14 protein-coding genes and 1 pseudogene are annotated in these 13,795 nt (G+C 59.7%); 7 read left to right on the top strand and 8 right to left on the bottom strand.

Features of this window, described 5'->3' with window-relative positions:
- Window positions 1–8: 8 nt before the first annotated feature.
- Entirely contained in the window at window positions 9–1,310 is a 1,302-nt protein-coding gene (tcuC, locus tag AB4N44_RS07835; protein WP_316916835.1) for an MFS transporter, read from the bottom strand.
- A gap of 162 nt (window positions 1,311–1,472) precedes the next feature.
- On the opposite strand from tcuC, the gene AB4N44_RS07830 reads away from it, so the two are divergent.
- Both AB4N44_RS07830 and sthA read left to right on the top strand, forming a co-directional pair.
- Window positions 1,473–2,417 carry an FAD:protein FMN transferase gene (locus AB4N44_RS07830; RefSeq protein ID WP_460109408.1) on the top strand — a complete coding sequence of 315 codons (945 nt, stop codon included), beginning with the start codon at window positions 1,473–1,475 and terminating at the stop codon, window positions 2,415–2,417.
- A 197-nt stretch (window positions 2,418–2,614) separates the two neighbouring features.
- The gene (gene sthA / locus AB4N44_RS07825; RefSeq protein ID WP_127929145.1) at window positions 2,615–4,009 is read left to right on the top strand and encodes a Si-specific NAD(P)(+) transhydrogenase; all 1,395 of its coding nucleotides are present in this window, start codon (window positions 2,615–2,617) and stop codon (window positions 4,007–4,009) included.
- A 42-nt stretch (window positions 4,010–4,051) separates the two neighbouring features.
- On the opposite strand, the gene AB4N44_RS07820 is transcribed toward sthA, so the two are convergent.
- Entirely contained in the window at window positions 4,052–4,774 is a 723-nt protein-coding gene (locus tag AB4N44_RS07820; protein WP_460109409.1) for a glycerophosphodiester phosphodiesterase, read from the bottom strand.
- 14 nt (window positions 4,775–4,788) lie between these two features.
- The gene (locus tag AB4N44_RS07815; protein WP_016986736.1) at window positions 4,789–5,370 is read right to left on the bottom strand and encodes a PilZ domain-containing protein; all 582 of its coding nucleotides are present in this window, start codon (window positions 5,368–5,370) and stop codon (window positions 4,789–4,791) included.
- Between the two features lie 94 nt (window positions 5,371–5,464).
- Here AB4N44_RS07815 and AB4N44_RS07810 point away from each other — a divergent pair, with 94 nt between their 5' ends.
- The 3 genes from AB4N44_RS07810 (at window position 5,465) to AB4N44_RS07800 (ending at window position 8,714) form a co-directional block, all read left to right on the top strand.
- Window positions 5,465–6,715: a lipoprotein-releasing ABC transporter permease subunit gene (locus AB4N44_RS07810; protein ID WP_007910504.1), complete on the top strand. Its 1,251-nt coding sequence runs from the start codon at window positions 5,465–5,467 to the stop codon at window positions 6,713–6,715.
- Complete coding sequence (lolD, locus tag AB4N44_RS07805; RefSeq protein ID WP_007910506.1) at window positions 6,708–7,406, top strand: lipoprotein-releasing ABC transporter ATP-binding protein LolD; 699 nt, start codon at window positions 6,708–6,710, stop codon at window positions 7,404–7,406. Before AB4N44_RS07810 ends, lolD begins: the two co-directional genes overlap by 8 nt.
- 63 nt (window positions 7,407–7,469) lie before the next feature.
- Window positions 7,470–8,714, top strand: coding sequence for a lipoprotein-releasing ABC transporter permease subunit (locus AB4N44_RS07800; RefSeq protein ID WP_034156425.1), 1,245 nt, complete (start codon window positions 7,470–7,472; stop codon window positions 8,712–8,714).
- Between the two features lie 119 nt (window positions 8,715–8,833).
- On the opposite strand, the gene AB4N44_RS07795 is transcribed toward AB4N44_RS07800, so the two are convergent.
- On the bottom strand, window positions 8,834–10,180 hold the full coding sequence (locus tag AB4N44_RS07795) for a heavy metal sensor histidine kinase (protein WP_150776373.1): 1,347 nt from the start codon (window positions 10,178–10,180) through the stop codon (window positions 8,834–8,836).
- On the bottom strand, window positions 10,180–10,860 hold the full coding sequence (locus AB4N44_RS07790; RefSeq protein ID WP_064392816.1) for a heavy metal response regulator transcription factor: 681 nt from the start codon (window positions 10,858–10,860) through the stop codon (window positions 10,180–10,182). Before AB4N44_RS07790 ends, AB4N44_RS07795 begins: the two co-directional genes overlap by 1 nt.
- 168 nt (window positions 10,861–11,028) lie before the next feature.
- On the opposite strand from AB4N44_RS07790, the gene copI reads away from it, so the two are divergent.
- Window positions 11,029–11,562: a copper-resistant cuproprotein CopI gene (gene copI, locus AB4N44_RS07785; protein ID WP_127929142.1), complete on the top strand. Its 534-nt coding sequence runs from the start codon at window positions 11,029–11,031 to the stop codon at window positions 11,560–11,562.
- A gap of 61 nt (window positions 11,563–11,623) precedes the next feature.
- A complete protein-coding gene (queF, locus tag AB4N44_RS07780; RefSeq protein WP_460109415.1) occupies window positions 11,624–12,454 on the top strand; it encodes an NADPH-dependent 7-cyano-7-deazaguanine reductase QueF in 831 nt (276 codons plus the stop codon).
- Window positions 12,455–12,480: 26 nt separating this feature from the next.
- Here the strand turns inward: queF and AB4N44_RS07775 are convergent.
- From AB4N44_RS07775 to AB4N44_RS07765, 3 genes and pseudogenes are all read right to left on the bottom strand, one after another.
- A pseudogene (locus tag AB4N44_RS07775) lies at window positions 12,481–12,579 on the bottom strand (metal ABC transporter ATP-binding protein); the annotation flags it as partial.
- A gap of 64 nt (window positions 12,580–12,643) precedes the next feature.
- Entirely contained in the window at window positions 12,644–12,907 is a 264-nt protein-coding gene (locus AB4N44_RS07770; RefSeq protein ID WP_077573823.1) for a DUF4404 family protein, read from the bottom strand.
- A gap of 108 nt (window positions 12,908–13,015) precedes the next feature.
- A complete protein-coding gene (locus AB4N44_RS07765) occupies window positions 13,016–13,636 on the bottom strand; it encodes an HAD family phosphatase (RefSeq protein ID WP_150776370.1) in 621 nt (206 codons plus the stop codon).
- Between the last annotated feature and the right edge of the window lie 159 nt (window positions 13,637–13,795).

Raw genomic sequence — 13,795 nt, 5'->3', positions numbered from 1 at the left:
AAGGCGATTTATCGGGCGCCGCCGGGCACGGCTGCTTGAGCGGTGCGCAGCTCATGCTTGTTACCGTGGAACAGCACCAGCGTCGCAATCAGCCCCAACACCGCCGCGCCACTGAGCCAGATCCCCGGCGCAGCCTTGTTATCCAGCACATGAATCAGATACGTGCACGCCGCCGGGGTAAACCCGCCGAAGGTTGCCGTTGCCAGGCTGTAAGCCAGCGAGAACCCGGTAGTGCGCACTTCCACCGGCATGATCTCGGTCAGTGCCACCACCATCGCGCCGTTGTACGAGCCGTACAGGAACGACAACCACAATTCGACGATCAGCAAATGGCTGAAGCTCGGGTTCGCCACCAGCCACGACAGCGCCGGATAGGCAGTGAGGATCGCCAGAATCGTCGCCGCCAGCAGTAGGGGTTTACGTCCGATCTTGTCAGACACTGCACCCATCACCGGCAACCAGAAGAAGTTCGACAGACCAATACACACCGTCACCAGCAGCGCATCGAAGTCCGACAGGTGCAGCTCAGCCTTACCGAAGGTCGGGGTGTACGCGGTGATCAGGTAGAAAGACACCGTGGTCATCACCACCAGCGCCATACCGGCGATGACGATGCCAAAGTTCTGACCGATCGAGCGGACAATTTCCCGCAGGGTAGGGCGATGTTTCCTGGCCTGGAACTCCGGCGTTTCCTCCAGTGAACGGCGAATGACGAAGATTACCGGCACAATCATGCAGCCGATCAGGAACGGCACGCGCCAGCCCCAATCGCCCATTTGTTCCGGGCTCAGCCAATGGTTGAGGCCGACGCCGAGCAATCCGGCGAAGACCACCGCCGCTTGCTGACTCGCAGACTGCCAACTGACGAAGAAGCCCTTGCGGCCCGGTGTGGCAATCTCAGCCAGATACACCGACACGCCACCCAGCTCCACGCCGGCCGAGAAGCCTTGCAGCAAACGGCCAAACAGTACCAGCAGCGGTGCGGCGACGCCGAGGGTGGCGTAGCCCGGCACGCAGGCAATCAGCACTGTACCGGCAGCCATCAGCGCGAGGGTGATGATCAGTCCTTGGCGACGACCATGGCGGTCAATGTAGGCGCCGAGGAAAATCGCTCCCAGCGGACGCATCAGGAAGCCAGCGCCAAAGGTCGCCAGCGCCAGCATCAGAGAAGCGAAGGCGCTGTCAGTCGGGAAGAAGGTTTTGGCGATGGCCGTGGCGTAAAAGCCATAGACCATGAAGTCGAACATTTCGAGGAAGTTGCCGCTGACAACGCGAAAGATCGCTTTGCCTTTGCCCGTGGTGGAGGACATGTTCAGGTACTCACTATTGGATTTTGTATAAAGATGTTGCAGATCCTTTAATTCATAATGGCCGTCGCGGTTTTGCAGGGAGATGAATAATTGTTCACTGGACGATGGCTTTGGCTTGTGGTGTTGGCAGGTCTTTTGGTGGGCTGCGGCAATGGCGATTCCATGGAGAATTTCGGTGGGCCGACCATGGGCAGCACGTATTCAATCAAGTACGTGCGTCACGCTGGCATGCCTGGGGTGAAGCAGGTTCGCAGTGAAGTGGAGGGCGTCCTCGGCGAAGTCGATCGGCAGTTGTCCACCTATCGCAATGATTCGGACATCGAGCGTTTCAACGCTTTGCCCGCGAACAGCTGTCAGAAAATGCCTGCATCGGTCCTTGAGTTGGTCCGCGTTGGCGAACAACTGTCAGTGCAAAGCGAAGGCTCCTACGACCTCACTGTCGAGCCGTTGATGAATCTGTGGGGATTCGGCCCGCAGGGGCGCGAAGGGAAAGTCCCAGGTGCCGACGCACTGGCCGAGGTGATGGCGCGCGTCGGTCATCAGCACTTGCACATCAATGGCGATCAGTTGTGCAAAGACGCCGCCGTCGAAGTCGACTTCAATAGCATCGCCGCCGGTTATGCCGTCGACACCATCGCGGCCAGGCTCGATGCGCTGGGCATTCACGATTACCTCGCTGAAGCCACGGGTGAGTTAAAGGCAAAGGGTCGCAAGCTTGACGGCTCATCGTGGCGCATCGCTCTGGAAGAGCCTCGCGACGATCAACAAATCGCCGAGCGCATCATCAATGTTGACGGCTACGGCGTTTCCACCTCCGGCGACTACCGTAACTATTTCCTGCAGGGCGGCCGGCGTTATTCCCACACCTTCGATGCGCGGACTGGCGCACCCGTCCTACACGATCTGGCGTCAGTCACGGTGATTCATCCTTCAGCGTTGATGGCCGATGGACTATCGACGCTGTTGCTGATTCTCGGCCCGGAAAGGGCTTGGGACTATGCCGAAAAACATGACATTGGTGCATTCTTTGTGATTCGTGCCGATACAGGTTTTGTCGTTCGTACCAACACGGCTTTCGAACGCCTCAGTGGCAAGAAAACTGACTGAGAACAATACGAAAGCTGGCGTTGTAGTGCAGGCAAAAGTAGCCTACGACGCGACCAAGGGTTAATGTGCGCGGCGTTGACGCTTCTATAGACTGTGTCCGGGTTCTTGATTGACCCCCAATTGTTCCTTCGCGCCGCCGTTCGGCGTGATTTAGCCGCCGGTGCTGCTGGCACCGCGGCCTGTTCTGAGGAGTACGCATGGCTGTCTACAACTACGACGTGGTGGTGCTGGGTTCCGGCCCGGCGGGAGAAGGCGCGGCAATGAACGCCGCCAAAGCAGGGCGCAAGGTCGCGATGGTCGACAGCCGTCGCCAGGTCGGCGGCAACTGCACCCACCTCGGCACCATCCCGTCCAAGGCACTGCGTCACTCGGTGCGGCAGATCATGCAGTTCAACACTAATCCTATGTTCCGGGCGATCGGCGAGCCGCGCTGGTTCTCCTTCCCGGACGTGTTGAAAAGCGCCGAAAAGGTTATTTCCAAACAAGTCGCTTCGCGCACCGGCTACTACGCCCGTAACCGCGTCGACGTGTTCTTCGGCACCGGCAGCTTTGCCGACGAGCAAACCATCGAAGTGGTCTGCGCCAATGGTGTGGTCGAAAAACTGGTGGCCAAGCACATCATCATCGCCACCGGTTCGCGTCCTTATCGCCCGGCGGACATCGATTTCCACCACCCGCGTATCTACGATAGCGACACTATCCTCAGCCTCAACCACACCCCGCGCAAACTGATCGTATACGGCGCCGGCGTGATCGGTTGCGAATACGCATCGATCTTCAGCGGTCTGGGTGTGCTGGTCGAGCTGGTCGATAACCGTGGTCAGTTGCTGAGCTTCCTCGACTCGGAAATCTCCCAGGCGTTGAGCTACCACTTCAGCAACAACAACATCACCGTGCGTCATAACGAAGATTACGATCGCGTTGAAGGCGTCGATAACGGCGTGATCCTGCACCTGAAGTCTGGCAAGAAGATCAAGGCCGACGCCTTGCTCTGGTGCAACGGCCGTACCGGCAACACCGATCAGCTCGGTCTGGAAAACATCGGCGTCAAGGTCAACAGCCGTGGCCAGATCGAAGTCGACGAGGCTTACCGTACCTGCGTGCCGAACATCTACGGTGCCGGTGACGTGATCGGCTGGCCGAGCCTGGCCAGTGCCGCTCACGACCAGGGCCGTTCGGCCGCTGGCAGCATCGTTGATAACGGTAGCTGGCGTTTCGTGAATGACGTGCCGACCGGTATCTACACGATTCCGGAGATCAGCTCGATCGGCAAGAACGAGCAGGAACTGACCCAGGCCAAAGTGCCGTACGAAGTCGGCAAGGCGTTCTTCAAGAGCATGGCGCGTGCGCAGATCGCCGGCGAGCCGCAAGGCATGCTGAAGATCCTGTTCCACCGCGAAACCCTGGAAGTGCTGGGCGTTCACTGCTTCGGTTATCAGGCGTCGGAGATCGTCCACATCGGTCAGGCGATCATGAACCAGCCGGGCGAACTGAACACGCTGAAGTACTTCGTCAACACGACGTTCAACTACCCGACCATGGCTGAAGCCTATCGGGTAGCGGCGTACGACGGCCTCAACCGGCTTTTTTGACGGGCTCCGGCCGGTGGCCTGAGCCGGCCGGGGAGACCGATTTCAGCAACTCTCGAGGGTGGCAGTGGCCAAACCGGGAAAGTCTGTAATCAGGCTGTCAACGCCGAAGTCGGCGAGTCTGCGCATCAGCGCAGGCTCGTTGACGGTCCACACCGACACATGCAGCCCTTGACGCTGCGCCTTCTGCAGGCGTTCCGGCGTACACAGCGTCCAGTTCAACGCGAGAATCTCACAGCCATAGCTGGCCGCGACCTTCAACGGGTCGAGCCAGGCGTATTCGGCGACCAGTCCCCGTGACACATCCGGCACGAGGTCCAGCGCCGCTTTCAGCACTTCCCGCGAACTCGAGGTGATCGTCAGCTTGTCGAGCAGGCCATGGCGCTGAGCCATTTCACGAATCGCCAGCACGGTGGTTGCCGCGCGAGTACGCGAAGCGCTTTTGACCTCCAACTGCCAGTGCTCGAAATCACATTTCTCGAACAACTCTTCCAGCGTCGGAATCGGGCACGGCTTGATCCAGCCGGGGCCGCCCTTGCGCGCGTCGTAGGTCACCAGTTCGGCGGCGGTGTGCTCGACAACCTTGCCGCGCCGTTCCGTGGTGCGTTTGAGGGTCGGATCGTGAATGACCATCAACTCGCCGTCCTTGGACAGGTGCAGATCCAGTTCGCAGCGGCGCACGCCGTGCTTGAGACATTCCTGAAAACTGCTCAGGGTGTTTTCCGGTGCTTCGCCCTTGGCGCCGCGGTGGCCGTAGATGAGGGTCACGGTGCTTCCTTAAGTTAAATGCCAGATTCGTTCTGTTCGCGGGCCAGACGTCGTTCCTGGGCCTGCTTCTGCAAGATATAGCGGGCGAGCAACTGGCGCTGGGCGTCGGTCAAGTGTTCGAACTCGGTGCCAACGTCGTACCCCTCGCCCTTGCGGTCGCAATGGGTGACACGGGCGCGCAGCAACAGGCCCAGCGCTTGCGGCATCAGCACCAGTTTCACCGACAGGTGTGCACCGGTGGCAATCGGCGTCGGATACTGAAAGTCGATCCCGCCTTCGGAGATGATCACCGGTTGCGGCTCGCCGATATGGCCGAGCACGGTCAGGGCGACCACCTGGCTGAGCAGGTCGATGCGTTTGTTCTGCGATTTCAGGAACGCGGCGATGGCCCGATCGCGCTCGCTGATCTGGCGCAACAGGTGCTGCGACTCGAATTCGCTCAGGTGCAGTTCGCTGAGCAGGTTGAACAGTGGGGAAGCATCCTGCAACACTTCCTGGCCTGCGGCTTCGGGAGCGGACAGGGGCCGAATTTCCAGTGCGATCGTGTCCTCGATACGGTAGTATTCGCGGCGATCTTCTTCATCTAATGTCGACATGGCGAACCCATGGTAGCGGCGGTGGTCTGAGTGTAAAGCTGGTTATCGACCCCCGCCACAAGGACGTTCCTTTTCCCTCCGAACAAGCCCCGACATGTTCAGACCTCTCTTCGTATTTATCGGCACGCGTTATACCCGTGCAAAGCGTCGCAATCATTTTGTGTCATTCATTTCCCTGACTTCGATGATCGGGCTCGCCCTTGGCGTGGTCGTGATGATCGTCGTGCTGTCGGTGATGAATGGCTTCGATCATGAGATGCGCACCCGTGTGCTGGGCATGGTGCCCCACGCGACCATTGAATCCACTGAGCCGATCAACGATTGGCAAAGTCTGGCCAACAAGGTCAAGCAGAACCCGCAGGTGACGGCGGTTGCGCCGTTTACCCAGATGCAGGGCCTGCTGACCAATAACGGTCAGGTGTCCAAGGTGCTGCTCAATGCCATCGACCCTGCGCTCGAGCGCAATGTGTCGATCATCGACAACTTCATGAAGCAGGGCAAACTCGACGATTTGACGCCGGGCAGCTTCGGCATCGTCATCGGCGACAAGGCTGCGACCAAGCTCGGCGTGGGCATCGGTGACAAAGTCACTTTTGTCGCGCCGGAGGTCAGCGTGACCCCAGCCGGGATGTTCCCGCGCATGAAGCGCTTCACCGTGGTCGGCATTTTCCATGTCGGCGCCGGTGAGCTCGACGGTTATCTGGGCGTCACCAACCTGCAGGATCTGGCGAAGATGCACCGCTGGAAGCCTGATCAGGTGCAGGGCATTCGCCTGAAGTTCGACGATCTGTTCCAGGCACCGCGTGTGGCATGGAACATCGCCCAGCAACTCGGCGAAGATCATTACTACGCCCGCGACTGGACCCGCACCCACGGCAATCTGTATCAGGCAATCCGCATGGAAAAAGCCATGATCGGCCTGCTGTTGCTGCTGATCGTCGCCGTCGCAGCGTTCAACATCATCTCCACGCTGGTGATGGTGGTGAACGACAAGAAGGGCGACATCGCCATTCTGCGTACGTTGGGCGCGACGCCGGGCACGATCATGCGCACGTTCATGGTGCAAGGCACGGTGATCGGTGTGGTCGGCACAGCGATTGGCGCGGTGGTCGGCATTTTCGCGGCGCTTAATGTCAGCGCAGCGATCTCGGCACTGGAAGGCCTGATCGGCCACAAATTCCTTAATGCTGACGTGTATTTCATTGATTATCTTCCGTCGCAGGTGCAGAGCCAGGACGTGGTCATGGTCTGTGCCGCGGCGTTGGTTCTGAGTTTCCTCGCCACCCTGTATCCCGCCTGGCGTGCCGCGCGCACCCAGCCGGCGGAGGCGCTACGTTATGAGTGAGTCGGGCATGAGTGAACAAGCAATCTTGAGCTGCCGCAACCTGGGCAAATCCTACGAGGAAGGCCCGGAATCGGTAGAAGTACTGGCCGGCCTGCAACTGGAGTTGCACCCGGGCGAGCGTGTGGCGATCGTCGGCACCTCGGGTTCGGGCAAAAGTACGTTGCTCAACCTGTTGGGCGGACTCGATACGCCGACCAAGGGCAGCGTCTGGCTCGACGGTGAAGAGCTGTCGGCACTGAGCGAGAAGAAGCGTGGTCTGCTGCGTAATCGTGCGCTCGGTTTCGTGTATCAGTTTCACCACTTGCTGCCGGAATTCACTGCGCTGGAAAACGTCTGCATGCCGCTGCTGATCGGCAAGACGCCGATCCCCGAAGCCCGTCAGCGCGCCACGGCATTGCTGGAACGCGTCGGCCTCGGTCATCGTCTGGAGCACAAACCGGCGGAACTGTCCGGTGGCGAGCGTCAACGTGTGGCCATCGCCCGCGCCTTGGTGAACAAGCCGGGTCTGGTGATGCTCGACGAGCCGACCGGCAACCTCGACTCGCACACCGCGCAAGGCATTCAGGATTTGATGCTGGAACTCAGCACCTCCATGCGCACGGCGTTCCTGGTGGTGACTCACGACATGAACCTGGCCCGCCAGATGGATCGCGTATTGCACCTGCAAGAAGGTTGCCTCACGCCTATCTGATTGGCTGAAACCCGGCGTCTGTAAAGGCGTCGGGTCTTTTATTTTTATACGGTGCCCCAGCGAATGTTCAGACCGTTATCGATCTTTATCGGCACGCGCTATACCCGCGCCAAGCGCCGCAATCGCTTCGTTTCGTTCATTTCGATGACCTCGATGATCGGCCTCGCCCTCGGCGTGCTGGCGATGATCGTGGTGTTGTCAGTGATGAACGGCTTCCAGCGCGAAATGAGCTCGCGCATCCTCGGCATGGTGCCGCACGCGACCATCGTTGGCGTCAAGCCGATCGATGACTGGCAGCCCGTCGCCGCCGCTGCAATGAAAAACCCCGAAGTGACTGCCGCCGTGCCGTTCACCGAAATGGAAGGCATGCTCTCCTATAAGGGCCTGATGCAGCCGATCCAGATCAGTGGCGTCGATCCTGCGCAGGAAGGCAAGGTGTCGATTGTTGCCCAGCACATTGTGCAGGGGCGTCTGGATGCCTTGAAACCCGGCGAGTTCGGCGTGGTGATTGGTGAAATCACCGCACGACGTTTCCGCCTCAATGTCGGCGACAAGATCACTTTGATCGTCCCGGAAGTCAGCACTGCGCCGGGTGGCATCACCCCGCGCATGCAGCGGCTGAACGTGGTGGGCGTGTTCAAGGTTGGTGCTGAACTGGACGGCTCGATGGGCCTGATCCACGTCGCCGATGCCGCGACCATGCAGCATTGGGAACCGAATCAGGTGCAGAGCGTGCGTCTGGCGGTGAAAGATCTGTACGCCGCACCGAAAGTCTCCTCGGACATCGCTGCCGGGTTGGGCGCCGATTTCAAGGCTGACGACTGGACCCACACCCAGGGCAGCCTGTTCAGCGCGATGAAAATGGAAAAAACCATGATCGGCCTGCTGTTGCTGATGATCGTCGCGGTGGCGGCGTTCAACATCATCGCGACGCTGATCATGGTGGTGAACGACAAGGGCGCGGACATCGCGATCCTGCGCACCATCGGTGCCACGCCACGGCAGATCATGGCGATCTTCATGGTGCAGGGCACGGTGATCGGCATTGTCGGTACGATCATTGGCGGCGTGTTGGGCGTGATTGCGGCGTTGAATGTCAGTCAGATCGTGGGTTGGATCGAGCGAGTCAGTGGGCAGCATATCTTCAGTTCTGACGTGTACTTCGTCAGCAATCTGCCGTCGGAATTGCAGGGAGGGGATGTGCTGTTGATCTGCTCGGCGGGCTTTATTCTGAGCTTCCTGGCGACGGTGTATCCGGCCTGGCGGGCGGCGAAGATCGAACCGGCTCACGCCCTGAGATATTCGTAAGCGACTCCATGCTCGTTCCCACGCTCTGCGTGGGAACGCCTCAACGGACGCTCCGCGTTCGGCTCTGGAAGGGACGCGGAGCGTCCCGGGCTGCATTCCCACGCAGAGCGTGGGAACGATCAGGTTCGAGGCAACTCAATCACAAACCGCGTCCATCCTTCTTCAGATTCGCAATGAATCTGCCCACCATGGGCGCGGACGATGGATTGAGTAATCGCCAACCCCAACCCTGCATGCTCACTGCTGCCTTCCTGCCGCGCCGGATCGGCCCGATAAAATCGATCAAACAGGCGTGGCAACAACTCCGCAGAAATCCCTTCGCCACTGTTTTCGACTGAAATGCGTACCGCGTTCGGTTGATCAACGATCCGTAAGCTCACGTAGCCCTCGACCGGGGTAAACCGCAGCGCGTTATCGAGCAAATTCGACAAGGCCCGGCGCAACATGCTGCGATCACCCTCGATCCGCGCGTTGCCTCCTCGACTCAGCCTGACCCCGGCGTCCTCCGCCAGCGGCGCAAAAAACTCCAGCAACACATCGGTCTCGTCCGCCAGTTCCAGCGGCTCGCGCTTGGGCATCAGCAAACCGTGGTCAGCCTTGGCCAGGTACAACATGTCGTTGACCAGTTGCGCCATCCATTGCAGTTCTTCGAGGTTGCTGTGCAGCGCTTCGCGGTAATCCTCGATCGGCCGTGGGCGGGTGAGGGTGACCTGAGTGTGGGTCAGCAGGTTCGACAGTGGGGTGCGCAGTTCATGGGCGATGTCGGCGGAAAACGCCGAGAGCCGCTGAAACGAGTCGTCGAGGCGTGCGAGCATGGCGTTGAAGCTGTGGGCCATTTCTGCAAGCTCGGGTGGCATTTGCGCTTCCGGCAGTCGGGCGTTGAGCGATTGTGCGGAAATCCCACGAGCAACCGCGCTCATGCGCCGCAACGGACGCAACCCGCTGCGTGCAGCCCAGGCACCGAGCAAAGCGGTGGCCAGCGCTGACAGCCCGACCGTCAGCCAGATCAGATGCTGCATGCGTTGCAGGAAGTGCTGGTGATGGGTGATGTCCAGCAGCATTGTCAGTTGCGGGGAATCGGCTTTTTCCGGGTAGAGCGGGGCGTTGAGCACGCGGTAATCGGTGCCGTCATGGCTTATGGTCGACAGGCCGGATTGTTGCGGCAAATCCTTGGGGATTTGCGTCGAACTGTCATACCAGCGCTGGCCGTCAGTGCCGGTAATGCGCAACGACAGATCGGCCTGACGGCTCAGCTCATCCGCCAGCCGCGCCTCACGTTGAGCGGGTTGAACATCCTGCAAGGCGCGGCGCAGGCCAATCAGCTTACCGTCCAGTTGTTGCTGGTCGAGTTCGATAAAGTGCGCTTCGCTGGCGCGGTTGAACAACACCCCGGCGAACAGCGAAACCACAGCGGTGCAAGCGGCAAACAACAAGGCCAGGCGCGAACTCAGGGACAAACGACGCATCAGGCGCCACGCTCTTCGAGCACGTAGCCCATGCCGCGCACGGTGTGGATCAATTTGTTGGGAAACTCGTCGTCGATTTTCAGACGCAGACGGCGGATCGCCACTTCGATGACATTGGTGTCGCTGTCGAAATTCATGTCCCAGACCTGTGAGGCGATCAGCGATTTCGGCAGCACCTCACCCTGACGGCGCAGGAGCATCTCCAATAACGCGAATTCTTTGGCGGTCAGGTCGATGCGCTGGCCACTGCGCTCGACCCGGCGGCGGATCAGATCCAGACGCAGGTCGGCCAGTTGCAGACTGGTTTCCTGGGTTGTAGCGCTGCCGCGACGCAACAGGCTGCGCACCCGCGCCAGCAGTTCCGAGAAGGCGAAGGGTTTGACCAGATAGTCGTCGGCGCCGAGTTCGAGGCCATGAACCCTGTCTTCCACGGCGTCTTTGGCCGTGAGAAAAAGTACCGGCGTATCCAGCCCAGCGCTGCGCACCGCTTGCAGAATCTGCCAGCCGCTGCGACCCGGCAGCATCACGTCGAGGATCAGCAGCGCGTAATCACCGCTCAGCGCCAGTTGCTGACCGCTGTTGCCGTCGGCCACCAGTTCGGTGTTGAACCCGGCCTCGGTCAGGCCCTGGCGCAGGTATTGGCCGGTTTTCGCTTGGTCTTCGACGATCAACAGTTTCATGGGCGACTCGGGTGGGTTCGGGGGTGTTGTAGTCACGAAAGCTTTATACCGTGAGCGCTGGCGACAAACGCCAACCTGACAAAGTTGTAATCTCCCTGTCAGGTAGATGCCAGCGCAGGCCGGCTAAAGTTTCCCATAAGCTGAATCTTATCTTGTTGGAGAACGACCATGTTTTTACGCCAATCCCTGACGTTGGCTGCCTGTCTGTTGGCGTTGAGTTCACCAGTGTGGGCCGCGCCGGCACACAACTACGACTTCGGCCAGCCAGCGCCTGCCGCCAAAGCCACGCGCAGCATCGAAGTGGTGATGGGTGATATGTCGTTTGATCCGAAAGCCATTCAGATCAAGGCCGGTGAGACCGTTCGTTTTGTGCTGGTGAATAAAGGCCAGTTGTTGCACGAATTCAACCTCGGCGACGCGGCGATGCACGCCAGACACCAGCAGGAAATGTTGCAGATGCAGCAAAACGGCATGCTTACGCCTACCGGCATGAAGGAAATGTCCCACGACATGGCCGGCATGGATCACGCAGCGATGGGCCATGGCATGAAGCACGACGACCCCAACAGCGTGCTGGTCGAGCCAGGTAAATCCGCCGAGCTGACCTGGACCTTCAGCAAGGCCACCAGCCTGGAATTCGCGTGCAATATTCCCGGGCATTATCAGGCGGGCATGGTCGGCAAACTGACTGTCAGTCAGTAAGCACTCAAAGGCGCGGGCAAAGGCTGGTAGAATCCGCTGATTATTCAGTCAGGTTTCCGCCATGCATCCCGTAGCCGAACACTCGCCGCTGGGCAAATCCAGCGAATACATCGCCACGTACACGCCGTCCCTGCTGTTCCCGATTCCGCGCACCGCGAAATGGGCCGAGCTGGGTCTGACCGCCGAAACCCTGCCGTATAAAGGTGTGGATTTCTGGAACTGCTTCGAGCTGTCGTGGCTGTTGCCGTCGGGCAAACCGGTGGTGGCGATTGGCGAATTCAGCATTCCGGCGGACTCGCCGAACATCATCGAATCGAAGTCGTTCAAGTTGTATTTGAACTCGCTGAACCAGACCGCGTTTGCCGACGTTGCTGCATTGGAAGCAACACTGGTCAAGGATTTGTCGGCCGCCGCCGGCAAACCGGTGGGCGTGCGGGTTCGCAGCCTGAAGGATGTTGAAGCGGAGGGCGTCGTGGCGCTGCCGGGCGTGTGCATCGATGATCTGGATATCAGCGTGAGCAACTATGAGCATCCGCGCCCGGAGCTGTTGCGTTGCGATGAATCGCGGGTTGTCGAAGAGACGGTCTATAGCCACCTGCTCAAATCCAATTGCCCGGTGACCAGTCAGCCGGACTGGGGCAGCGTGGTGGTGGAATATCGCGGCTCGGCGCTGGATCATGCCAGTCTGCTGGAATATATCGTCAGCTTCCGCCAGCACTCTGACTTCCATGAGCAGTGTGTGGAGCGGATTTTCCTTGATCTGCAACGACTGCTGAAGCCAGAAAAGCTGACGGTATTTGCCCGTTACGTGCGTCGCGGTGGTCTGGATATCAACCCGTATCGCAGCACCGAAAGCGTACAGCTGCCGAATCACCGCCTGGTGCGCCAATAAAGATCCAGAATGTGCGATGTCCAATGTGGGAGCGAGCCTGCTCGCGAATGCGGTGTGTCATTCAAGGATGATGTCGATTGACACGACGCCTTCGCGAGCAGGCTCGCTCCCACAGGGGACTGCATTGCAAATCGTAGACATGAAAAAGCCCTGCCAACGATGGCAGGGCTTTTTTTGTGTGGCGGGCAATCAGATCCCCATGCTGCCCAGCGCGTTGACGATATTGCGCAGGGTGCCGGCAATCGCTGGGTGTTCGACTTCGAAGCGTTCAACCGCCAGATTCACGCCATCGGCGATGCTGGCGTCTTGAGTGGCATTTTCCAGTTGAATTTCGGATTCAATTTGCGCCATCAGCACACGCAGGTCTTCACGTTCGACTTCCGACAGCGGCGGATTCTGCTCCAGCTGCTCGCGCAGGGTATCGAGCTGTTTTTGCAGTTCTTGGGCGGGCATGGTGTTTTCCTTTTATCAATAGGCACTGGCATTGACCGCAGCCGCGCGCCAAAGGTCTATGGCTGACCTTTAGATTAATCCACTCCCGGCAAACCTGCATGATCCCGATCAGGGCTTTTCGCCTTTGAGCCGGCGCAGGCTGATGTCGGCGAGACAGGTGTCGAGCTCGCCCAAGTGATCGATCACCGAATGCACGCCGAGGCCGAATAGCTGCATCGTCGCCTTGCCACGCAGTTGTTCGCGTTCTCTCTGGCTCAGCGCTTGCCATTCGCCCGGTGCCAGGCCGCACAGCGAGCCGCAGGAGGCGAGGCCGATGGTCCACAGCCCGGCGTTCAGGCCGGCCTGCAGCAGGCGCGGTTCGCCACTGACCAGCACGCAGCCGTCCAGACAACCGACGTTCAGGTCCATCAAGGCTTGCCAGCAGGCATTCGGCGCAGGCCACGGATTGAGTGTTGCCGAATGTTGCGCGGGTTTGATTGACGCCGGCAGTGAGGCCGACAACGATTGGGCGAGGGCAGGGGGCAGTTCATCCAGCCAGGCACAGGGAATCTGCTGGCGCTGCAAACTGTGCAGACTGTCGAGCGCGCCCGGCGTGGCCTCGGCATATTCGGGACGGGCGACGGTATTCAGACGAGCGCGAGCACCGAAATCCACCAGACAACCGCTGAGTCCAAACAGTACGGCGGTCAGGCTGGACGCGGCGACGGGCAAGGTTTCGGCGTGTGTCATGGCAGCGTCCCTGAAATAGCGACAAGGCTAGTCATTCAAGGTGACAGTTGCGTGACGGCTATGTGAACCGCGGCGTGGGAGGGGTCCTACAACTTTGCACAATTGGCCGACTGCCCAAACGGGCTTTTGCGCTTATACTAGCGGCCTTAATGCCCGGGC

The sequence above is a fragment of the Pseudomonas sp. S3_C06 genome, from assembly GCF_054667675.1.
Note: the sequence above shows the minus strand (reverse complement) of the source record. Positions and strands in the feature narration are given on the sequence as shown.